The organism is Solwaraspora sp. WMMD1047 (genome assembly GCF_029626155.1).
Taxonomy (GTDB): domain Bacteria; phylum Actinomycetota; class Actinomycetes; order Mycobacteriales; family Micromonosporaceae; genus WMMD1047.
On record NZ_JARUBL010000001.1, the window covers coordinates 3,282,515 to 3,307,030 of the forward strand.

A 24,516-nucleotide genomic window follows, 5' to 3' on the forward strand; every position below is an offset into this window, starting at 1 on the left:
TCACGATCGTTGTCCCCGGACGATCCGCAGCAGTTCCTCGACGCCCATGTCGTCGAGCCGGCTCTTCTCCCCAGTGCCGTCAGCGCCGTCAGTGCCACCATCGGCGAGGGCGGCACCCAGTTGGGTCAGGAGCCACGTCGTGAGCCGCTCGGGGGTGGGGTGGTCGAAGACCAGGGTCGGTGGCAGCCGTACCCCGAGGAGCGGGACGAGATGGTTCCGGAACTCCAGGCCGGTGACGGAGTCGAAGCCCAGATCGCGGAAGGGCCGACCGGGGGTGATGCCCGTGGTGTCCGGATGACCGAGCACCTTGGCCGCGTGGGAGCAGACCAGGTCCAGCAGCTCGGTCTCCCGCCGTTCCTCGGGCAGGGCCTGCAGCCGTTGCAGCAGGGCGGATTCCGGTGCATCCGGGCCGGTGGCGCCGTTGCCGACCATGCCGCGGCCGGCGACCACCTCGGCGATGTCGGCGACCAGACGGGTCGGCCTGTCCGCGCCGGACGCCGCGACGAACTGCGCCCAGTCCACGTTCGCGACCATCACGAAGGTCTCGTCTCGGACCAGCACCTGCTCCATCACGGTGATCGCCGTTTCCGGGCTCATCGCCTGGATGCCGTTGCGGTTCAACCAGGTGCTGGGATTGTCGGTCCGGGCGCCTCCGCCGCCGCCCCAGGCGCCCCAGGCGATCGAGGTGGCCGGCAGGCCGGCAGCCCGGCGATGGTGGGCGAATGCGTCCAGGTAGGCGTTCGAGGCGGCATATGCGCTCTGGCCGATGCTGGGCAGCAGGTTCGCCCCCGACGAGAAGAGGACGAAGGCCGACAGATTCGTGCCCTGCGTGGCGTGGTGCAGATTGAGCGTGCCCCGCACCTTCGGTCGCAGTACTCGTTCCATCTGCTCGGGAGGCATGCCGCTCAGGAGGCCGTCGTCGATGACGCAGGCGGTGTGGAAGACCGCGGTGAGGGGCTGGTCCTCCGGTATCAGGGTCAGGGCGTCGGCGAGTTCGTCGGCGTCGGTGATGTCGCAGGCGGCGATGGTGACCTGGGTGCCCAGCAGCTTGAGTTCGGCACTGAGCGCGTCGGCGTTGGGCGCGTCGGCGCCGGAGCGGGAGAGCAGCAGGAGGTGGGGGGCACCCCGCCGGGCCAGCCAGCGGGCGGTGTGGGCGGCCACGGTACCGCTGCCGCCGGTGATCAACGTCGTGCCGGTGGGTCTCCAGCCCGCGGACCCGGCGACCTGCGGTGTGGGGGCGGGACAACGGGCCAGACGCGCCAGGAAGATCCCGCCGGCCCGGACGGCGATGTGGGCCTCGTCGGCGTGGTGCGCCAGCGCGGCGATCAACCGGGCGGCGAGGGTCGGGTTGGCCGGGCCGCTCGGCAGATCGAGGTGCGCCACGGGTTGTCGTAGCTCCAGCCGCGCGGCGCGGAGCAGCCCCGTCACCAGGGCCTGGAGCGGACGGGTGAGCGGTTCGGCGGCGGGATCCGTGGTGACGGCGCCCGTGGTCGCGACCCACAGCGGTACTTCGGGACACCGCTCGTGTACGTCCTGCACGAGCTGCCCGGTCGCCATCAACCCCACGGGCACGTCCGGGTGCCGCGGGTGCGGACGCTCGTCCATCGCCAGCAGCGAGACAATGCCCGAGGACTCCCGTCCGACCGGGAGATCCGGCAGCAGTTCGGTCGGGTCGCAGCGGATCTCCCGCGGCGTGGCGCCGTGTTCGGCGAGGGCGCGCAACACGAGATCGGCCGCCTCCCGGACCGGTGTGCCCGGTGCCGCCTCCGCGGGGGTCAGCACCAGCCAGGAGCCCCGCAGGGTCGCCGGCGGGTTGCCGACCGCCGGCTTCCAGACGAGTTCATAACGCCAGGCCGCCTCGGCGGCGATCTGCCGCTGCCGACGACGCCACGCGGACAGCGCCGGCAGGATCGTGCGCAGTGACATCCTGGCCTGGTCGTCGCCCGCCAGATCGAGTACGGCAGCCACCTCGTCGACGTCCTCCCCGGTGACCGCATCCCAGAACCGGCCGGTCAGCGCGTCCTCACCGGCCTCCGGCGCGGGCGGGACCGCGGGTGGCTCGACGGCGGGGCCCGACGGATGCAGGCGCGTCCAGTCGACAGGTACCCCGTGGGTCCAGGCCCGGGCGGCAGCGATGTGGAAGCGGCGGCTACCGCCGTGCTTGCGCAGAAGAGTCGACACGGTGTGTGCGTCGGCACCGGCCGCCTGGATGCGGTCCTCGATGGCCGGGGTCAACACCGGGTGGCCGCTGACTTCGATGAAGGTGCTGAAGCCCTGGTCGAGAAGATCTCGTACGGCCTGGTCGAACAGGACCGGGTGGCGCAGGTTCGCGTACCAGTAGTCGGCGTCGAGCGACCGCCCGTCCGCCAGCCGGCTACCGGTGACGGTGGACCACAGCGGGGTCCGTCCCGTGGTGGGGGACAGGTGCTGTAGGCCGTCGAGGAGTGTCTGGCGAATCTGGTCGACCTGCGGGCCATGGCCCGCGTACTGCGCCTCGAGTTGCCAGGCGCGCACCCGCTGCTCCCGGCAGTGCACCAGGAGCTCGTCGACGGCCTGCGGATCGCCGGTGACGGTGGTGGCCGTCGGCCCGTTGACCGCGGCCACCGACAGCCGACCCTCCCACCGCTTCAGCCATTCGGCGACCTGGTCGGCCGGCGCGGTCACGGAGACGGCCGTGCCCTGGCCGGAGATCCGGCGTACCGCGGTGGACCGGCTCACCACCACCCGCACCGCATCCTCCAACGACAACACCCCCGCCACACACGCCGCCGCGATCTCACCCTGCGAATGACCCACCACCGCCGCCGGCGACACCCCCACCGACTCCCACAACCGCGCCAACCCCACCATCACCGCAAAACACACCGGCTGCACCACATCCACCCGCTCCCATCCCGGAGCACCCACCACCCCACCCAACACATCAACAACCGACCACCCCGCCTCCCGCTCCACCAACCCCGACACCTCACCCACCACCCCCGCGAACACCGCCGACTGCCCAAGCAACTCCCGCCCCATCCCCACCCAATGCCAACCCTGACCCGGAAACACCCACACCACACCACCACCGGCACCAACCGACCCCCGCACCACCTCAGCCATCGGCCGACCCACCGAAAACGCCTCCAGACCGGTCAGCAGCTCCTCCCGACCAGCACCCACCACCGCCAACCGATGCCGCAACCCCGCACGCCCCGCCAAACCCCGCGCCACCCCCACCACATCCACATCCACCCCACCCACCAACCACGACCGCAACCGCTCCACCTGACCCCGCAGACCCGCCGCCGAATCAGCGGACACCAACCAGGCCACCGGGCCGTCCGTCACGGCAGGGGAGCGGTACCAGTAGGAGCGGTGCTCCCACGGGTAGGCGGGAAGTGCGATGGGACGGCGCACCGCGGACTCCGGCGCGAGGGGCCGGCAGCCCACGGCGAACAGCGCGGCCAACGCGTCGGCGAGGTCGCCGCGCTCTCCTCCGGCGCCGGGTGTGATCGCGAACCGGCCGTCGAGGGGGTGCACCCCGAGCAGAACATCGACCACCGTCTGTAGTCCGGCCGCGGCGACCTCCTCGGCGATCCGGCCGGCGCCATCGCTCGCCTGGTACAGCGGGATGTCGCCGGGTCGGTCGGCGGATTCGGTCTCTCCGCTGGCTCCGACCAGCGCCCGCAACGCCTCCGCGAGGGTGAGGCGCCCTGCCGCCCACCGGGCCGCCACGGCACTGCCCTGGCCGATCACGGCCTGCGGCCGGATCCCGGCCGCTGCCCACGCCCTCGTGGCCGCCACCTGGTGGCAGAAGGTGAACAGCTCCTCCCAACCCGCCGGCGGGTCGCCGGACAGGTCGAGCGTCAGCCCCGTGTGCCGGTACACCTCGCGGGTACAGTTCTCTAGGGACTGTTCGTACCCGCTTCCGGTCGCGGTCAGGCGCTCCCGGACCTCCGCTGCAGGCGGCTCGGTCCCGAACCAGAAGGCGACCGTCCGGGTCTCACCGGTCGGGACGCTGCCGACATGTACGCCCGGCGGCCTGCCACCTCTGGCGACCTCCTCCAGCGCCGAAGCCAGCTCGGCGGCGTCGGACCCCACCACGACCAGCCGATGCTCGAGCCACGCCCGCCGGTGGGTGGCGGTGTAGACCACGTCGGCCACCTCGTTCGGCCGGTCGCGCAGCAACGCCGCCAGTCGCCGGGCCACGGTCCGCAATGCGGTCGGCGTGGCGGCGGACAGCGGCAGGACGTGGGGCGCCGCTGCCGAATCCGGCGTTGCGGAGCCGGCCGGCGTGAACTCCTCAACCAGGATGTGGGCGTTGGTGCCGCTGAAGCCGAAGGCGCTCACCCCCGCCCGGCGTGGGCGCCCGTTCTCCGGCCATGCCTGCCGCTCCCGGACCAGTGCGAGCGGCATCCGGTCCCAGTCGATCCGGGAGGAGGGACGCTCGACGCGGTGCGGCGGCAGCTCCCGGTGCCGCAGCGAGAGAACCACCTTGAGCAGACCGGCCAGTCCCGCCGCGGCGCCGAGGTGACCGATGTTCGCCTTCACCGATCCGATGAGCAACGGCTGCCGCTCCGCGCGTCCGGGGCCGAGCGCGGCGGCCAGTGCGCGTGCCTCGATGGGATCGCCCAGCGGGGTACCGGTGCCGTGTGCCTCGACGTAGTCCACCTCGTGCGGTGCCCATCCGGCCCGTTCCAGGGCCTGGCGCACGACGGCGGTCTGGGAGGCGCCGTTGGGTACGGTCAGCCCACCGCTGGCGCCGTCCTGGTTGAGCGCGCTGCCACGGATGGTGGCATAGATCCGGTCTCCGTCGCGCAGCGCCGCGTCCAGGGGCTTGAGGATCACGGCGGCGGTGCCCTCGCCGAATCCGAAGCCGTCGCCGTTCTCGTCGAAGGCCCTGCTGTGGCCATCCGATGAGAGGCCGCCGTCGATGCTCATAGAGGCGAGCAGAGGGTTCGGTGCCGTGATCGTGCTGGCGCCGCCGACCACGGCCACCTCACAGTCGCCGGATCTGAGCGCCTGGCAGGCCAGATGTACCGCGGTCAGGGATGACGAGCAGGCCGTGTCGACGACCAGGCTGGGCCCGGTCAGCCCCAGGAAGTACGACAGGCGTCCAGCCATGGTGGAGAAGGACGTGCCGGTCCCGTAGTAGACGTCGACGTTGTCCAGGTCCCGGGCCAGGAGCTGCCGGTAATCTGCGTCGGTCAGGGCCGCGTAGACGCCCACCGGGCGGTCCTTCAACCGGTCCGCGTGGCAGCCCGCGTCCTCCAGCGCCTCCCAGCACACCTCGAGAAAGAGCCGCTGTTGCGGATCGAGGGACTTCGCCTCGCGTGGGGAGATGCGGAAGAAAGCGGCGTCGAAGCCGGAGACATCGTCCAGGTAGCAGCCGTTGACGGGGAAAGACGGACCGGCCTCCTGCCAGACCGGGTCGCTGCGTCGGCCGGCCGGCGGACCGCTCACCGCGTCGCGTCCGTCGAGCAGCAGCGACCAGAACGCATCGGGGGAGGACGCGCGTGGGAACCGGCAGGCGATGCCGATGACCGCGACCGCGTCCGTACCCGATTCGCCACTGACCACCACCGGCGGGCGGGCAGCAGGACCCGGCGTGCCGGAGGTGGCTCCGGCGTCGGCCAGGTATTCGGCGAGCGCGACGACCGTCGGCTGTTCGAATACGATCGTCGCCGGCAGTTCCACGCCGAACTCTGATTCGAGGCGGGCCCTCAGCGCCGCCGCCGAGGCGGAGTCCAGACCCTGTTCGAACAGTCCGCGCCGACGGGCGATCGATTGGCTGTCGGGCAGCCCCAACACGTCCCGGACGAGGGCTTCGATGTGGTCCGCGAGTCCGTTCGGCCGCACCGGCGGCGCGGCGGCCGGCTGCGCGGCGGGTGCGGGCAGGGCGTACCCCCTGGTGGCCAACCCGGTCGGGGCACCTGTCGCGACGCCGCCATCCGATGCCGCGTCCGTGGGCCCGGCCATCATCTCGGCGGTGACCCGCCCGTCCGCATCGAGGAGACTGAGCCGGATGCGGGCCGGCGGCGGGTTCGTCGGGCGCTGGTCGGCGCTGCCGACCGTCGTCTGCTGTCCTCGTGCCACCCCGGGCAGCCAGTGGCGGTCGCCGCCCCAGGACGGCACCGGCAGGGCGCGGTACCGCCGTGGGCGTCCGGTCACCTTCGCCCAGTCCACCGCCACGCCGGCGACGTGCAGCCGGGCCAGTGCCCGGTGCGCGGCCACCGGCCCGGAGGTGTCGCGCCGCAGTACGCCCAGCACCGGACCCTGCCGGTCGTGCCGGCGCATCGCCTCGCCGAGCGACGGGAGCAGCAACGGATGCGGACTGATCTCCACCAGCGCGGCGTCTTCCTCGGCGAGCAGCCGGTCGACCGCGGGCCACAGCAGCACGGTCTCCGTGAGGTTGCGTTCCCAGTACGCCGCGTCACGAGGGAAGGTCTCGTGCTCCGGATCCACGGTGGACAGCAGGCGGATGGCGGGCTCGGCCGGTTCGAGGTCCGCGATCGAGGCGCGCAGCCGGGCGGCACCGGGCGCCATGGCGGTGCTGTGCAGCGGCAGGTCGACGCGCACCCGCTTGCATCGGTGCCCCGCCGTGGTCAGCGCGCGTACCGCCTCCTCAAGGTCGGCGGTGAGTCCGCTCACCACCACTGAGGCGGGGCCGTTCACGGCGGCGACGCACACCGGCGATTCCAGCGCCGCCAACGTCCGTTCGACCGTGTCCCGGCCGGCGTCCACGGCGTACATGCCGCCGGTGCCCGAGGTGTCCGCGATGAACGCCGCCCGGCGGACCACCAGCTGTACCGCCTCCGGCAGGGACAGGCAGCCGGCCACCTGGGCGGCCGCTACCTCCCCGAGGCTGTGTCCGACGATCGCCGCAGGGGTGACACCGCGATCGCCGAGCCAGCGGCTGAGCGCCACCTGCACGGCGAAGACTGCGGGTTGGAGGATGTCGATCCGGTTGAGTCGGCTGTCGTCCGCCGGGCGCCGCAGCTCGTCCATCAGCGACCAGGACGTCTCGGCCCGGATCAGCGCGTCGCACTCGTCGAGCGTGTCCCGGACCGTCGGGTCGGCGTCGCCGAGGTCGGCCGCCATCCCGGGCCACTGGCTGCCGACGCCGGAGTAGACGAAGACCACGGGCGGCACGCTGGTGAGGTCGCGTACCGTTCCCACGTACGCACCGTCCGGCGGGTCGGCGGGATCGCCGAGTGCGGTCAGCAGCTCCGATGGACCGTCGGCGACAGCCGCGTAGCGGTGGTGCTCGTGCGTGCGCCGAACCGCCGCCGAGGCGAGCAGGTCGTCGAGGGAGCCGTCCTCCTCCGCCTCGACCACGCGCGTCCGGTATCGGCTCACCTGTTCGGCGAGCCCGCTCCCGTGGAAGGCCGAGGCGAGCAGAATCCGGGGTCCGGTGAACGCCGGGTCCGCGGGCGACGCCTCCGTCGGCGCGGCCGCCTCCACGATCATGTGGACGTTCGTTCCGCTGAGTCCGAAGGCGCTCACCCCTGCCCGGACCGGCCGGTCCGCGATAGGCAGGTCGACGCCGCTGGTCGTCACGGTGATGCCACCGTCGCGCCAGTCCACCGTCGGGTTGAGAACCTCCAGGTTAGGCTGACCGGGCGCCCGTCCGGAGCCCACGATCCAGGCCGTCTTCATCAGTCCCGCGATCCCCGCGGCCGCATCCATGTGGCCGAAGACCGCTTTGTGGGAGCCGACGTGCAGCGGGGGAGAGTCCCGGCGGGCGGCGCCGTAGACCTCCCTGAGCGTTTGCAGCTCGATCATGTCACCAAGCTGGGTCGCGGTGCCGTGCGCCTCGACGTAGTCCACCTCGTCCGCCCGGAGGGCCGCCTGGCGCAACGCCGTGTGCAACAACGCCTCCTGGGCCCTCGCGTTGGGAAACGTGAGGCCGAGGCTGCTGCCATTGTTGTTGACCGCCGAGCCGCGGATGACGCAGTAGACCCGGTCGCCCGTCGCCACGGCGTCGGAGAGGCGCTTCAGGACGACCACCCCGCACCCCTCGCCGCGTACGAAGCCGTCGGCGTCCCGGTCAAAGGGGCGGCACCGCCCGGACGGGGACATCGCACCGATGCCGCTCATGAAGACACTGATGTCCGGAGCGAGCAGGAGGTTGACGCCACCGGCGAGGGCGGAGTCGCACTCTCCGGACCGCAGGCTCTGACACGCCTGGTGCACGGCGAGCAGCGACGACGAGCACGCGGCGTGCAGTGTCACGGTCGGCCCGTGCAGGTCGAACGCGTACGCCAGGCGGCCGGCCGCGAAGCTGGGCTCGACGCCGACGGCGTAGTGGTTGCCGATCCCCTTCGTGCCCAACGTCTTGGTGTGCAGCAGGCTGTAGTCGTTGTTGAGCATCCCGATGAAGACCGCGGTGCGCGAACCGCGCCAGGCGGCACGCGGATATCCCGCGTCGGCCATCGCCTCGCTGGCCACCTCCAACAGGAGGCGATGTTGAGGGTCGACGTGGCGCGCCTCACGGGGTGAGATGCCGAAATAGGCGGCATCGAAGCGGTCGACGTCCTCCAGGAATGCGCCGCGACGGTTGACCATGGTCCCCGCCCCGGCATCCCGGTCGTGGAACTCGCTGCCCCAACGGTCCGGGGGCACCTCGCCGATCGCGTCCGTGCCCGAGGTGAGCAAGGCGCCGAGGGATGCCAGATCCCGCACGCCTCCGGGGAAACGACATCCCAGTCCGACCACCGCGATCGGAACGGAGTTGGAGTTCGCGGTGCCGGATGATTCCCGGGCAGAATCAGGGTTCATCTGCTGTGCAACTCCGATCGTTTCCACGGTGAATCGGGCGAGGGAACCGCAGTGATTGAGTCACGGACGAAGAAGATGACCGGGAGCGCGGATTGGACGTGCCGCGTGCTTTCAAAGCATGAATCCTACGGCACTGAGAAGTCGCGTCAGCCCCTGTCCGCCCCTAAATGCAGGCCCCTAGTGCACGTCTTCGGCGGTGGGGCCAGCTAGGGGTTGAACGGTGTCGGAGCGTTGTCCGATTATGGCGCACGAAGATGTGCCGGGAAAAGCCGACGTCGTGACGGTGCGCAGCGTGCCGGGTTGAGGAGAAGAATATGGGTTCGGATCTCGTCAACAGGAGGTCGGCGCCGCGGCCGCACGGCGATGCGGGACGCGGGGCCGGAATTCGCCGCACGAGCCGCCTGCTCCTGGCGGCGGCGGTTGCCGCCCTGCTGACACTGCCGACGGGCGGACCTGCCGTGGCAGCGGAATCGTCACAGCGGTGGATCGGCACCTGGGCGACGGCGCTGACCCGACCGAATCCCGGACTCGTACCCAGTTGGGCGGAGGAGGGTTTCGAGGCGCAGACGCTGCGCCAGGTCGTCCGGATCAGCGCCGGCGGGAAGGCCGTCCGGCTGACCCTGTCGAACTATTTCGGGGCGACACCGCTGAGGCTGGCGGGTGTGACTGTCGCGCTGAGTGGTGGGGGAGCGCGGGTGCTGCCCGGGACGCTGCACCACGTGACGTTCGACGGGGCGAGGGCGGCCAGCGTGCCGGCCGGCGGCGAGCTCGTGAGCGACGCGGTCCGGATGCCGGTACGGAATCTGGAATCCCTGACCGTGACGGCCTATCTGCCGGAACGGACCGGGCCGGCCACGTATCACTCCTGGGCGGGTGCGACCAGTTACCGCGCCCCCGGTGATCACCGCACCGCCGTACCCGGTGACGCCTTCACCGAGACCACACAGAGCTGGTACTACCTCGCCGGGGTGGATGCGCTGTCGACGTCACGGCACGCCGGCACGGTGGCGACCTTCGGCGATTCGATCACGGACGGATACGCCTCGACGCCCGACGCGAACAACCGCTACCCGGACGAGTTGGCCGAACTACGCCGGTCGCTCGGCGTGCTGAATCTCGGGATCAGTGGCAACCGGCTGCTCAGTGACAGCCCGTGCCTCGGGGAGAGCGGAGTGGGGCGGTTCGCCCGGGACGTGCTCACGAAACCGGGACTGCGGGCCGTGGTGGTTCAGCACGGCATCAACGACATCGGTTCAAGAGGCACCCTGCCGTGCATCGGTGAGGTGCCGATCATCACCGCGCAGGACCTGATCGAGGGACACCGCGACGTCATCCGGCAGGCACGCGCGCATGGTCTCACCGTGATCGGGGGAACCCTGTTGCCGTACAAAGGGGCGGCCTATTACCGGGCGGAGGGAGAGGCGATCCGGGAGGAGGTGAACGCCTGGATACGCTCCTCGGGTGAATTCGACGCCGTCGTCGACTTCGGCGCCGTCCTGGCGGATCCCCAGGACATCGACCAGCTCAACCCCGCGTACGACAGCGGCGACCACCTGCATCCCAACGACGCCGGGTACAGGGCGATGGGCGAAGCGGTCCATTGGGTGCTCGACCGGGCACTCGACTGAGGCAAATGGTACGGCGATGCGTCTCGGGGAACCGTCGAGCGGTTTCCCGAGACATCCGGGCGAAGCGCTGACAAACGGGGATGGAGGCTGATCGTCCGATGGCGGATGAAGAGATCCTACGGGGCTACCTGAAAAGGGCGACCATCGAACTGCAGGAGGCCCGCCGTCGGTTACGGGAGCTGGAGTCGGGTGCCGGGGAGCCGCTCGCGATCGTCGGCATGAGCTGCCGCTTCCCGGGCGACGTATCGTCGCCGGACGACCTGTGGCGACTGGTGGCCGAGGAGCGCGACGCCATCGCTGCCTTCCCCGACGACCGCGGCTGGCCTGTGAACCGCCTGCTCGGTTCTTCGCCGGCGGACGCGATGTCCCGTCAAGGTGGGTTCCTCCGGGACGGCGCCGGCTTCGACGCCGCGTTCTTCGGCATCGGCCCTCGCGAGGCGTTGGCCATGGACCCTCAGCAACGGCTGATGCTGGAGGTGGCGTGGGAGGCCGTCGAGCACGCCCGCGTCGACCCGACCACCCTGGCCGGCACGTCGACGGGCGTGTACCTGGGCCTCACCCACAGTCCCTACGCGCCGGGCGCGTACGAGAGTCCGCCCGCAGGTCTGGAGGACTATTTACCGACCGGCAGTGTCAGCAACATAGCCTCCGGACGGGTGGCCTACGTGTTGGACCTCAAGGGTCCCGCCCTCACCGTCGACACCGCGTGCTCGTCCTCGCTCGTCGCGCTGCACCTGGCCTGCCAGGCGCTGAGGCGGCAGGAGTGCACCTTGGCGCTGGCCGGCGGCGTGGCCTTCATGTCCACCCCGTCGGTCTTCGTCGAGTTCCACCGGCGGCAGGCCTTGGCCCGGGACGGTCGCTGCAGGTCGTTCGCGGCGGCGGCCGACGGTATGGGATTCGCCGAGGGCGTGGGCGTGCTGCTGGTGGAGCGGCTCTCGGACGCCAGGCGCAACGGCCACCGGGTGCTGGCGCTGGTGCGCGGCTCGGCGATCAACCAGGACGGCGCGACCAATGGCATGGCCGCACCGAACGGCGTGGCCCAGCAGGAGGTCATCCGCCGGGCGCTTGCGGACGCCGGCCTGTCCGCCGATCAGGTGGACGCGGTGGAGGCCCATGGCAGCGGTTCGGTGTTCGGGGACCCGGTAGAGGCCGAGGCGCTGATCGGCACCTACGGTCAGGACCGGTCCACCGACGAGCCGCTGTGGCTGGGCTCCTACAAGTCCAACGTGGGTCACGCGGCGGCCGCCGCCGGGGTGGGCGGAGTCATCAAGATGGTGATGGCCATGTGCCACGGCCGGCTGCCAAGGACGCTGCACGTCGACCAGCCGTCGCCGCTCATCAACTGGTCCGAGGGTGCGGTTGCCCTGCTGACCGAATCCAGGCCGTGGCCGGAGACCGGTCGTCCGCGTCGCGCGGGCGTCACCGCGATCGGGGCGAGCGGCACCAACGCGCACGTCATTCTCGAGCAGGCGCCGCCCGAGGAGACTCTCCCCGGCCCGGCGCCGGACACCTCCGCGACCGTCCCTTCGGTCCTGCCCTGGGTGCTGTCGGCCCGCAGCGCCCCGGCGCTGCGGACGCAGGCGGGCAGGCTGGCCGCGCTACTCGACTCCGAACCCGGCCTGACCCCCGCCGACGTCGGGTTCTCCCTTGCCACCACCCGCTCACTGTTCAGACACCGTGCCGTCCTGCTCGCCGGTTCGACCGTCGAGTTCCGGGCCGGGCTCGACGCCGTCATGGCTGACGACCCGACCGACCAGGTGTTCACCGGCGCCCGGCTCAGCGGTGCGACGGCTGTGCTCTTTCCCGGCAACTCCGACCCGGGCGTCCCGGGAGGTGGTGGCTGGCGTGATCTGAGCGCGGCTTTCCCGAGGTTCGGCGACTCGCTGACCGAGGTCTGCGCCGAGCTCGACGTTCGCCTCGACAACCGCGCCGGGCGGCCGTTGCGGTCACTGCTGCTGGATGGCGACGACGCCGGCCCGGCGGCCGGTCATCCCCGCCTGGGCGAGGCCGCCCGGTTCGCGCTGCAGACGGCCCTGTTCCAGCTCCTCGGGTCGTTCGGGATCGTCCCCGATCAGGTGGCCGGGACCGGCATCGGCGAGATCGCCGCCGCGCACGCCGCCGGAGTGCTGTCACTTCCCGACGCCTGTGCGCTGGTCGTGACCTACCTGCGGGAGGAGGACATGCGGGACACAGCCGGGAAAGTCGCGTTCGCGTTCGCGGCGCTCCCCGTCGTCTCCGGCCGGACGGGCACGACGGTGGCCGACGAGCGGCTCCGCTCACCCGACCACTGGGCCGGCGCGCCGTACCCGGCCCAGCCACTCGGCGACCCGCTGCGGGCGCGGGGCGTGGCCCGGTGCCTGGGCCTGGGCGCGGAGGGCGAGGTCGCCGACGCGCTGGGCCCGCCCCGGCCCGACACGACGTGGCATGTCGCGGCTCTGCGTGCTGACGTCCCCCAGCCTGTGGGGTTCCTCCGCCTCCTGGCCGAGGCGCACGTCCAGGGAACCTCCGTCGACTGGCGGCCGGCCTTCGCCGGTACCGGAGCCCGCCCCACCGACCTGCCCACGTATGCGTTTGAACACCGGCGCTACTGGCTGGACCCCGGAATCCCGGCGGCCGGCCCGGATGTCGGCGCCGGGAGTGTGCGCGTCCCGCTCGCCGGGCTCGGGTCGGTGGCGCCCGGTTTCGCCGATGACGTCGCCAGGTTGGCGCTGACCGATCCACCGGCCGCCCGGCAGGCCCTGCTGGCCGAACTGTTCGCCACCACGACGGCCCTGCTCGGTCTCGCCGACGAGGAACGCGATGACCGCCGCCCGACATTCGGTGCTGTGCGGTTGAACGAGATCGGCCTCGACTCACTGATGGCCGTCCGACTGCGGGATTGGTTACAGACCGATCTACGCAGCGACGTACCCCTCGACCGGCTCCTTGGTGGCGCGACGGCCGGGGAGGTGGTCGACCTGGTGTGCGCCCAACTCGCCGCCCGGGGGCTCGTCGCGACGGCGGGAGAGACGGCCGAGGAGACGGGGTTCGAGGTGTTGACCCTGTGAACGGATCGGCGCGCAACCGGCAGGCACGGGCCGGGGGACCGGCAGCGAACGACAGGAGGACGCCGACGATGGCGCAGGATCTGCTTCCGGAACTGCACCGGCGCGGGATCAGGCTGCGGCTGGCCGACGGTCGCCTGGACGTACTGGCTCCGCCCGGCTCGCTCACCGCGGAACTGCGGGACCGGCTGCGAGAGTACCGGGATGAGCTGGTCGTCCTGCTCGGCCGCGCGGCAGCCGACGGTCCGACGCCCCTGGTGGCCCGGCCGGAGGCACGGTTCGACCCCTTTCCGCTGACCGACGTCCAGCACGCGTACTGGATGGGTCGCAACACCTCGGTCGAACTGGGCGGCATCTCCACGCACTTCTACGCCGAGTCCGAGCGCGACGATCTGGACGTCGGACGGTTGACCACCAGCCTGCGCAAGGTCATCGACCGGCACGAGATGCTGCGCGCCGTCGTCCAGCCGGACGGCACGCAGCGGGTCCTGCCCGAGGTTCCCCCGTACGAGATCGCCGTTACCGATCTGCGTGGGCTCGACCCCGTGACCCAGGAGGCGGAACTCGCCCGGATCCGCGAGGAGGTACGCCGGGACGCCCACGGGGCCGACTGCTGGCCCCTCTTCGAGGTGCGTGCCACGCGGCTGACGGACCGGCGGCTGCGGCTGCATATGCGGTTCGACATGCTGATCGTGGACGGACGCAGCCTGGAGTCCGTGTACCAGGACTGGCGCCGATTCCATCAGGACCCCGACTGGGCGCCGGAACCGTTGCCGATCTCCTACCGCGACTGCGTGCTGGCCGAGCGGGCGCGGCGCGCGGACGCCGCGTACGCGCGCGCCCGGGAGTACTGGCTCGGCCGGTTGGACGAGTTGCCGCCCCCGCCCGCGCTGCCCCTGGCGACCCAGCCCGCCCAGATCACCTCGCCCCGGTTCCACCGCCGGGACGCGCGCCTGCCGGGCGAGCGCTGGGCCGCGCTGAAGCGGATCGCCGGCAGCCGCGGTCTGACACCCTCCGCGGTGTTGATGACGGCGTTTGGCGACGTGCTCCGGCGATGGTCCGGGCAGCCCGCCGTGACGCTCAACCTGACGCTGTTCAACCGACCGCGGCTGCACCCGCGGATCGACGAGGTGGTCGGCGACTTCACCTCGCTGACGATGCTGGCGGTCGACGGTGCGGCCGAGGACTCGTTCGGCGCCCGCGCGCAGCGGCTGCACCGGCAGCTGCTGCTGGATCTCGACCACCTCTCCTACACCGGCGTGCAGGTGCTGCGGGAACGGGCCCGCAGGCTGGGTGGCAGGCCGGGGGCGATCATGCCGGTCGTGTTCACCAGCCGGCTGGGCGCGTCCCCGGCCGCGGATGCCGTCGCCACCCGCGACGAGGTGCTCGGCGAACTGGTGCACGCCATCTCCCAGACACCGCAGGTGTGGCTCGATCACACCGTCGCCGAGGAACGGGGGGAGCTCCTGCTGAACTGGGACGCCGTCGAGGATCTGTTCCCGGACAGGCTGCTGGACGACATGTTCGACGCCTACCGTGGACTGCTGGAACGGCTGGCGGCGGACGAGGCCGCCTGGGACGTGGCGGGCGCGGCGGTGCCGATCCCCGGGTGGCAGTTGGCGGAACGCGCCGCGGTCAACGACACCGTCGCCCCGATTCCCGAGCGGACGCTCAGCGAGATCGTCGCGGAGCAGGCCGTCCGCAGTCCCGACGCGGTAGCCGTCATCGCCGACGACGGGCAGTTCACGTACGCGCAGCTCATGGCGGAGGCGCACCGCCTGGCCCGCCGGCTCGTCGCGCTCGGCGCGGTCACCGGCACTCTCGTCGGGGTGGTTCTGGAGAAGGGGCGCGAGCAGATCGCGGCCGTACTCGGCGTCGCCTGCTCCGGTGCCGCCTACGTCCCGATCGATCCCGGCTGGCCGGAGGCGCGGCGGGACTCCCTGCTCGAACGGTGCGGGGTACGGATGGTGGTCACCACGCAGACGCTGCGCGCGGAGCTCACCTGGCCCACCGGTGTCACCGTTGTGACCCTCGCGGACGAGGAGGTCCGGGCGGCGGAAGCCGGACCGTTGGAGACGACACCCAGACCGCAGGACCTCGCGTACGTGATCTTCACATCCGGTTCGACCGGGCAGCCGAAGGGCGTCGTGATCGATCACCGTGGCGCGGCCAACACGGTGCAGGACATCAACGCCCGGTTCCGGGTCGGGCCCTCGGACCGGGTACTGGCACTGTCCGCGCTCAGCTTCGACCTGTCCGTCTACGACGTCTTCGGCACGCTGGCCGCAGGCGGCGCCGTGGTCGTACCGTCGCCGCGGCTCGTGCACGATCCCGCGCACTGGAGCGACCTGGTGGCCCGGCACGGCGTCACTGTCTGGAACTCGGTGCCGGCACTCCTCCAGACGTGGATCGACGACCGCGGACACCGGGGCGCGCCCACCGAAAGTCGGCTGCGGCTCGCCATGCTGAGCGGCGACTGGATCCCGGTGACGCTGCCGGACGCGGTCCGTGGCTGGCTTTCCGACCTCGAGGTGATCAGTCTGGGCGGGGCCACCGAAGCGTCCATCTGGTCGGTGGCGTACCCCATCGGCAAGGTTCCCCCGGAATGGGTACGGATCCCCTACGGCAAACCACTCGCCCGGCAGACCCTGCACGTCTACGACAACCAACTGCAGCCTTGCCCGGTGTGGACGGTGGGGGAGATCTACATCGGCGGCATCGGTGTCGCCAAGGAGTACTGGGGTGACCCGCAGCTGACGGCGGAGCGCTTCATAATCCATCCGCGCACAGGCGAGCGCCTCTACCGCACCGGTGATCTCGGTCGCTATCTGCCGGGCGGCGACATCGAGTTCCTCGGGCGCAACGACTTTCAGGTCAAGATCAACGGCTACCGCATCGAACTGGGCGAGATTGAGGCGGTACTGCTGCGCCGGCCCGAGGTGAACGAGGCGATTGCCGGGGTGGACACCAACCCGATGACCGGCCGTCGTCACCTGGTCGCCTACATCGTGCCCGCGGCGGGCGCAGCGCCAGAGCCCGCCACCTTGCGCGTCGCCCTGGAGGAGGCGTTGCCCGAGTACATGGTTCCCCATCACTATCTGGTGCTGGACCAGTTGCCGAAGAGCTCGAACGGCAAGGTCGACCGCGCGGCGCTTCCGACACCCTGGGACGAGTTCGAGGTGCGGCGGGAACGACTCGCGCCCCGCGACGACCTGGAACGAGGGCTGTTCGGCGTGTGGAGCCGGGCGCTCGGCCGCGACGACTTCGGGATCGAGGACAACTTCTACGAACTCGGCGGGGACTCCGTGAACGCCGTGCTCATCCTTGGTGCCATCCGTGACGAGCTCGGCATCACCGCCGCCAGCGAAGACCTCCTTCGGTGGATCTTCGAGAATCCCACCGTCGCCGCGCTCGCCGGTGCGCTGCGGGACAGTGGTGGGCGGTGAACCCGGTGCGGAGCAACGGGAGAGAGCCGACGACCGCGGTGAGCGCGTGGGGCGTACGGTGGCGACCCGCACCCGCCGCCCGGATCCGGCTACTGTGTGTGCCGCCCGCCGGCACCGGGGCAGCGATGTTCCGGTCCTGGGGGGACGCCTTGGCGCCGGACGTGGAGGTGATCGCCGTCCGGCTGCCCGGACGGGAGACCCGGTTCGGCGAGGCGCCACTGACCCGCATCGACGACGTCGTACCCAAACTCGTGGACGGGCTCGGTCCCTGGCTCGCGGCGCCGCATGCCTGGTTCGGTCACAGCATGGGCGCGCTCCTGGCGTTCGAGGCGTGCCGGATGACCGTGAGCGCCGGCCTGATGTCGCCATCGCGTCTCATCGTGGCCTGTCACCCCGCGCCGCACCTGGTGGAGCGGCGCTTCGCGAGCCTGGGCCCGTCGGACGACGATCTGGTGTCCTACCTGGAGCAGTCGGGTAGCGTTCCCCGGCAGATCCGGGAGTCTCCGGCCTTCGCCGCCTTCCTTCCCACCCTGCGGGCGGACATCGAGGTCCTGCGGACGTATCGCCACCGGCCGGGGCCGGCGCTCGACCTGCCGGTCACGGTGTACGGCGGAGAGTCCGACGACGGCGTCAGCGTCGGTGAACTCGCCGCCTGGGCAGAGCATTCCGGCACGGGGTGCGAGCTGCGGATGCTGCCTGGCGACCACTTCTTCCCGCGGCAGGACCCGGGCCGGCTCCTGGCGGCCATCGCCGCCGAACTTGCCTGAACCGGAGGACAACGGTCTCCGGCGAGCCCGACGAATCGAGCGATGAGGAAGGAAGTGCGATGGAACTGGCTGGCAGCGGACCCGCGCGGCCGGAGGCGGAACCCGCTTACGGGTACGGCACGGCGGTCTTCCTGGGATTGACACGGCTGCTGAGGGACGCCTCGGAGCAGCGGGAGGAGGACCTCGCCGCCCGCCGTCCCGGTGGGGCCGAGCAGAAGACCTTCGAACAGGTCGAGTCGACGAAGAAGGTGTACCAGCACTCGACCTCGCCCCAGGCTCGTGAGGGGCTCGCGGTGCCGGCTGTGCCGAGCACGCCCGTCTCCGCCACCCCCGGGGGCGCCGTGGGCTTCGACGGGTTGAGGTTCCACGACTCGTATGAGGCCGGCACCGGCAGCCACGCCGACCGGCAGATCCGCTGGGAGCCTGCCGACCCGGCCCTGGCGGTGGGCAACGGCTACGTCGTGGAGAGCATCAACTGCGCCCTCGCCGTCTACGACAGCGACGGCAACCGGCTGACGCTCCCCAACTCCCTCAACCAGTTCTACCGACAGCTGCCCGCCAGCCTGCCGGACGACGAGGAGCGGGCGTGGCCGCACGCCTCGGGCGACATGCTGGCCGATCCGAAGTGCTACTTCGACCCGGTCGGGCAGCGCTTCTTCCACTCCGTGCTCAAGATCGAGTCGCCCGGGCCCGGCAGTCGAAGCGCGCGCTGCTACGTCCTGCTGGCGGTCAGCGCCACTGCGGACCCGACCGGTGACTGGAAGGTGTTCTCCGTCGACACCACCAGCGACGGCAGATACGGCACCCCCCACCTGGCGCAGAATGCCTGCTACAGCTTCCACCCGCTGCTCGGCGGCAACCAGGACGCCATCGTGCTCAGTCTGAACCTCGCCGAGAACGTGGAGCCGGCCCCGCCGTACAAGGGGGCGCAGTTGTACGTTCTGAGCCGGCAGGCCCTGGCGGAGGCGGAGGACGGTGACGCACCGCGGTACGCCTACTTCAACACCGCGACCGTGCCCACCGCAGACCCGGAGTTCCCCTACTGGGGCTGGCTGCAGCCGGCGGCGTGCCCGCGCCCCCGCAGCGGCACGCAGTTCTTCCTGTGCGGGAGCCCGCTGAACGAGAAGGGCATCCCCCGGCCGCTGGACAACCGCATCGTGGTCTGGTCGCTGACCGGCACGGAGACGCTCAACGAACCGGAGCCGAAGCTGTCGCTCCACCACGAGGTGCTGGTCGCCCAGGCGCTGGGCGCTCCGTTCCTGTACGGAGTGACTCAGAAGGACGGTCCGGCGCCGCTGCGGGACGCACTCGGCAACGGTGATCCGCTGCCGAAGCTCGACGGAAAGGCGCCGTGGATGACGCAGGTGGCCGAGCACGACGGGTTTCTGTTCGGCGCACTGAACACGCTGGTCGCGGCCCCGGACGGTCAACCGGACGGGAACCGGCTGGGCATCGCCTACTTCGTGGTCGACGCGGCGGACGCGGACGCCGGACGCCCGCCGCGGATCGTCCGGCAGGGTTACCTCGCCGTCGAGGGACAGCACGTCTTCGATCCGGCGATCGCCGTGGGCTCGGACGGCCAGGGGGGGATGACGTTCACTCTGAGCGGCCCCGATCATCACCCGAGCGCCGCGTACGTCCGGATCGACCGGAACGGCGCTCGTGGCCCTGTGCACATCGCCGCCGCGGGCGCCGCGCCACAGGACGGTTTCACCGGATACTCCGCGTTCACCGGTAACGGTGTCCCCCCGGGTACGAGCCGGTGGGGCGACTACACGGCCGCTGTGGCCGACGGCGACGCCGTCTGGATGGCGAACGCCTACGTTCCCGACGGCCCTCGCTCCCACTGGGCCAATGTGGGCACCTACATCTACCGCCTCTCCCCGTCAGGGTGACGCGCCGTCGGGGTCTGCCACAGCCGCTTGCGGCGACGGCAGACCCCGACGGCGTCTCACAGTGGCAGCCCGGCGTCCAGATGTGCCAGCGCGTCGTCCAAAGCGGTGACGACGTCCATCTCCGGGTTGTTGGCCCAGTCCAGCCAGACGACCAGCACGGTGCCCATGACCGCGCCGGTGAACGAGCGGACCGCCGGGTCGTCGGGCTCGCGACCGACCCGCTTGGCGACCAGGTCGCCCATCATGTTCAGTGAGGCCGTGATGTTCCGTAGGCTGGCCGCCCACAGCGCCGGAACGGTCAGCATCAGGGATTCCCGCGTCCGGTTCTCGTCCAGTTCGGCCCGGCTGGTGCCGCCCAGGGTGGTGTGGATGGCGGTGCGCAGCGCCTTGAGCGGGCTCAGCTCGGCGGGCTGGGCCTGAAACGCCTCGATGAACAGCGGGTCGTAGTCGTCGGCTACGACCAGGTCCTCCTTGGTGGGGAAGTAGCGGAAGACCGTGCTCACGGAGACTTCCGCCGCCTCGGCGACCTGCTCGACGCTGGTGGCGTCGAACCCCTGCTCGCGGAAGAGACGGAGCGCCTGACGCCGGATCGTCGCCTTGGTCTTCAGCTTCTTCCGCTCCCGGAGGGGCGTGACCGGTCGAGCACCCTCGGACTGCTCTTTCATGAACCAATTGTGCACGCCGTCCTGACGCGGGAGCCGGAAGCGGGAAGGCAGCGGGCCACGGGAACCAGACGGTGGCCCGCTCGGTCCGGTTCGAAAAAACGATACCCGACTGTCATTTGATATCCACTAACCAAAGCGAGTAGACTGTTGCTCGTCGAGCGGCTGCGCTCGAGAGGCACATCTGATCGGAGGTCGTTGTGGCTACGCTGCTGTACCGAGTGGGCCGCTGGTCGTTCCGGCGACGCGGACTCGTCGTGTCGCTGTGGGTGGTCCTGCTGTTCGCGGCGGGCGCGGCTGCCGCCGCCCTGGCCGAGGACTCCACCGCGGTCGGTTCGTCCGTGCTGCCGGGCACCGAGTCGCAGGAGGCGCTCGACCTGGTCAAGGAGCGCTTCCCCGATCAGCCCGTGGACGGCGCGAGCGCCCGGGTGGTATTCGTCGCCCCGCATGGCAGCACCTTGCAGGACGAGGGCCCGGCCACGGCGCTCCAGCAGGTGATCGGGAGCCTGCGCGGGGCGCCGCAGGTGGCGAACGTCGTTGATCCCGTCGAGGCCGGCGTGCTGTCCCAGGACGGCCGGGTGGCCTACTCCGAGGTCACCTACGGCGTCTCAGGCGACAAGGTGACGGACGAGGCGCGGGTCGCCCTTACCCGGGCGGCGGACCAGGGCCGGGCTGCCGGATTGCAGGTCGAGGTCGTCGGCGACGCGCTCGAGCCGCAGCCCGAGGCGGGCCTTCTGGAGATCGTCGGGGTGGTCGTCGCCGGCCTCGTGCTGATCGTCGCGCTGGGCTCGCTGATCGCGGCCGGGCTTCCGCTGCTGACCGCCCTGGTGGGAGTCGGGATCAGCCTGCTCACGATCACTGCGGTCGGTGGTCTCATCAGCCTGAACCGTGACGCCGCCGTGCTGGCTCTCATGCTGGGTCTGGCGGTCTCCATCGACTATGCGCTCTTCATCGTCATGCGCTACCGCAACGAGCTGGTCGCCGGCCGTGAGCCGGAGGATGCCGCCGGGCGTGCGACGGGCACCGCCGGGTCGGCGGTGGTCTTCGCCGGCCTGACAGTGATCATCGCCCTGGCCGGTTTGGCGGTGCTCGGCATCCCCCTTCTGACCGAGGACGGCGTCGCAGCGGCGGGCGCCATCGCTGTCGTCGTGCTCGTGGCGCTGACTCTGATGCCCGCGCTCCTCGGCTTCGCCGGTCGACGGGTACTGGGACGCGGACGCCGCGTGCTCGGCATCTTCCGGGGGCCGGACAGCGCCGGCGGATCCGCCCGGACCGTCGGACAGCGGTGGGCCGAACTCGTGACCCGTCGACCCGTGGCGATGCTGCTGCTCGCTGTGGTCATGCTCGGGGTGATCGCTGTGCCGGCCGCGGACCTCCGGCTGGGCATCCCCGATGACAGCACAGCCGCCGAGCACAGCACCCAGCGCAAGGCTTACGACCTGATCGCCGAGAACTTCGGACCCGGCGTCAACGGTCCGCTCATCGCGGTGGTGGACGCGGCCGGGACCGGGGAGACACAGCGCGCTGCGGAGCAGGCCAGGAACGTGATTCTCGGGCTACCCGACGTCGCCGACGTTTCGCCACCAGCGGTCAACGGGCTCGGGGACACGGCGCTGCTGCAGATCGTGCCCGGCAGCGGCCCGGCGAGCGAGGCCACCGAGACGCTCGTCGCGACCATCCGCGAGCAGACCGAGTCGGTCGAGGCGAGCACCGGCGCCACGGTCCACATCACCGGCCAGACCGCCATGAACATCGACTCGTCCGACCGGATGGGCGACGCCCTGGTCCCGTACCTGTCGATCATCGTCGGACTGGCGCTCGTCCTCCTGCTGCTCGCCTTCCGATCGGTGCTCATCCCGATCAAGGCCGCGATCGGCTACCTCCTCACGGTCGCAGCGACGTTCGGTGCGGTCGTCGCGATCTTCCAATGGGGCTGGTTGTCCGACATCACCGGCATCGATGACCGGGCACCGATCTACAGCCTGCTGCCGATTCTGCTCGTCGGCATGTCGTTCGGCCTGGCCATGGACTATCAGGTCTTCCTCGTCAGCCGCATGCGGGAGGAGTACGCCCATGGGGCGGCGCCCACGGACGCGATCGTGCGTGGCTTCCGGCACAGCGCACGGGTGGTGACCGCAGCCGCGATCATCATGATCAGCGTCTTCCTCGGATTCTTCCTCTCCGAGGACCTGGCGCTGAAGCTGTTCGGATTCACACTGGCGGCGGCCGTGCTGTTCGACGCCTTCCTGGTGCGCATGACCCTCATGCCTGCGGCCATGGCGCTCCTGGGCCGGAAGGTGTGGTGGCTGCCGCGCTGGCTGGACCGGATCCTGCCGGACACCGACATCGAGGGTAAGCGTGTACCGCTGGAGACGAGGGGGTCCCCTGCCCCGGTGAACGTCCTGTCGGGCGCCGGCGAACGTACGTCCTCCATCGAGTAGCCAACCGGCCAGCCGGGATCTCCTACGGCGCGCCCCGCGGACCCCCCGTTCCGCGCTGGGCGCGTCGTAGGCCTTTCGCGCCCGTCGGGCGGATGCGACGTGCTAACCGGCCCCTACTTCCTTGAGGGGCGACTATTTCCATTTCTAGGGGCTGACGCGGCAGCACGTCGATCCATAACCTCACCAAAGGCCACCCGGGATGCATCCGGCTCGGGAAGGCGGCGGAATGTTCGTGCGTGCGATCTCCCGGAGGAAAAATGAAGTACGGTATTTCTCTGCTGCCCGATTGCAGTCCCGACACACGTCCGGCCGTGACGTATTTCGAGGACGTGCTTCGACTGGCGGAGTTGGGTGAGCAACTCGGTCTCCACTACGTCAAGATGACGGAGCACTACCTGCACCGTGCCGGAGGTTACTGCCCGAGCCCTCTCACTTACCTCGCCGCCGTCGCCGCTCGCACCAAGCGCATCCGGCTGCTGACCGGCGGCATTCAGGCGTCCTTCCATCACCCCATTCAGATCGCCGCCCACGCCGCGCAGGTGGACGCGATGAGCCACGGCCGGCTGGAGGTCGGCTTCGTCCGTGCCTTCCTTCCCCACGACTTCGAGGCCTTCGAGGTCGACATGACGGGTAGCAGGGCCAGGTTCCAGGCGACCGTGGACGCCGTCGTGCGGCTCTGGACGGAGGACAAGGTCAGCGAGCGTACCCCGTACTTCACCTATGCCGACGCCACCAACTTCCCGCCCACCGTGCAGCGGCCGCACCCGCCGGTGTGGATCTGCGTGGCGATGTCGGAGGCGAGCTTCCGGTACGCCGGCGAACGCGGTCACAACCTCATGATCACTGCGACGCCGCAGCCCGAGGCATTCGACCAGGTGCGCAAGATGATCGAGATGTACAGGGACGTCTTCCAGGAGCACCACGGTGCTTCCGGTCGGGTGCCGCAGGTGGCGGCCGGCGTGCCGCTCATGGTCGCCCCCACCGACGCGGAGGCGGACGCTGCCGCACGCCGCCACCAGCGCGGGTACTTCGAGGTGTGGGGCGAGGCATCCCAGACGCTGAAGTCCGTGGACGCGCCCGACTACGCGGGCTACGCCAAGATGATCGAGCGCTACCTCACCATGGACGAGGACCGCATGATCGCCGGGACGATGCACGGCTCCCCGGCGACGGTGGCGCGCAAGACCCGCGAGCTCGAGGACGCGCTGCCGCTTGACGTGATCCTCTGGCAGCTCGACTTCGGTGGCCAGGACTACGCGACGATGTCCCGCAGCCTGAGGATGTTCGTCGAGGAGTCCCTGCCGCTGATGCGCTGACGCAGCGTTCACCACGATCCGACCGGGAGGCGGGCCAGTGGCACGTTCGGACGTCCTACGCGGTGATGCCCTGCCGGCGGCAAAGGTCGAGCCGGTGACGCTGCGTACGGTGATGCGCCAACTCGCCACGGGCGTGACGGTCGTGGCCACCGATTCGCAGCAAGGGCCAGTGGGGGTCGCGATCAACTCGTTCACCTCGGTGTCCCTGAACCCGCCCCTGGTGCTGTTCTGCATCGGCCGCGAGTCGCGGAGCTGGCCGGCCATCGAGGCGACTCAGCGGTTCGCGGTCAGCTTCCTGACCGAGGAGCAGGAGCAGGTCGCTCGTCGCTTCTGCGCCTCGGGGGTGGACAGGTTCGTGGGCCAGGATCTGCGCACCGCCGTCACGGGCGCGCCGATCCTGGCCACCGCGGCCGGGTACGTCGACTGCACGCTGGACCAGGTCATCGAGGCGGGCGACCACCACGTGGTACTGGGACGCGTGGTCGGTGCGGGCGTACTAAACCACGCGCGCCCGCTGGTCTTCACACAGGGGACGTACCGCAGCGGCTGAC

General features: G+C 70.8%; 10 protein-coding genes. 8 read left to right on the forward strand and 2 right to left on the reverse strand.

The window, feature by feature from the left end:
- Positions 1-8,766, reverse strand: a complete 8,766-nt coding sequence (locus tag O7627_RS15120) for a type I polyketide synthase (protein ID WP_278094138.1) — start codon at positions 8,764-8,766, stop codon at positions 1-3.
- Between the two features lie 458 nt (positions 8,767-9,224).
- On the opposite strand from O7627_RS15120, the gene O7627_RS15125 reads away from it, so the two are divergent.
- From O7627_RS15125 to O7627_RS15145, 5 genes are all read left to right on the forward strand, one after another.
- Positions 9,225-10,394, forward strand: a complete 1,170-nt coding sequence (locus tag O7627_RS15125) for an SGNH/GDSL hydrolase family protein (RefSeq protein WP_278094139.1) — start codon at positions 9,225-9,227, stop codon at positions 10,392-10,394.
- Positions 10,395-10,492: 98 nt separating this feature from the next.
- Complete coding sequence (locus O7627_RS15130; RefSeq protein ID WP_278094140.1) at positions 10,493-13,441, forward strand: type I polyketide synthase; 2,949 nt, start codon at positions 10,493-10,495, stop codon at positions 13,439-13,441.
- Positions 13,442-13,509: 68 nt separating this feature from the next.
- On the forward strand, positions 13,510-16,884 hold the full coding sequence (locus tag O7627_RS15135; RefSeq protein WP_278094141.1) for an amino acid adenylation domain-containing protein: 3,375 nt from the start codon (positions 13,510-13,512) through the stop codon (positions 16,882-16,884).
- A 5-nt stretch (positions 16,885-16,889) separates the two neighbouring features.
- On the forward strand, positions 16,890-17,651 hold the full coding sequence (locus O7627_RS15140; protein WP_278094142.1) for an alpha/beta fold hydrolase: 762 nt from the start codon (positions 16,890-16,892) through the stop codon (positions 17,649-17,651).
- 59 nt (positions 17,652-17,710) lie between these two features.
- Entirely contained in the window at positions 17,711-19,546 is a 1,836-nt protein-coding gene (locus tag O7627_RS15145) for a hypothetical protein (protein ID WP_278094143.1), read from the forward strand.
- Between the two features lie 56 nt (positions 19,547-19,602).
- On the opposite strand, the gene O7627_RS15150 is transcribed toward O7627_RS15145, so the two are convergent.
- Positions 19,603-20,211: a TetR family transcriptional regulator gene (locus O7627_RS15150; RefSeq protein WP_278094144.1), complete on the reverse strand. Its 609-nt coding sequence runs from the start codon at positions 20,209-20,211 to the stop codon at positions 19,603-19,605.
- Positions 20,212-20,408: 197 nt separating this feature from the next.
- On the opposite strand from O7627_RS15150, the gene O7627_RS15155 reads away from it, so the two are divergent.
- From O7627_RS15155 to O7627_RS15165, 3 genes are all read left to right on the forward strand, one after another.
- Positions 20,409-22,649: an MMPL family transporter gene (locus O7627_RS15155; RefSeq protein WP_278094145.1), complete on the forward strand. Its 2,241-nt coding sequence runs from the start codon at positions 20,409-20,411 to the stop codon at positions 22,647-22,649.
- 257 nt (positions 22,650-22,906) lie between these two features.
- Positions 22,907-23,965, forward strand: a complete 1,059-nt coding sequence (locus O7627_RS15160; RefSeq protein WP_278094146.1) for an LLM class flavin-dependent oxidoreductase — start codon at positions 22,907-22,909, stop codon at positions 23,963-23,965.
- A gap of 37 nt (positions 23,966-24,002) precedes the next feature.
- A complete protein-coding gene (locus O7627_RS15165; protein ID WP_278094147.1) occupies positions 24,003-24,515 on the forward strand; it encodes a flavin reductase family protein in 513 nt (170 codons plus the stop codon).
- The last annotated feature ends 1 nt before the right edge of the window (position 24,516 follow it).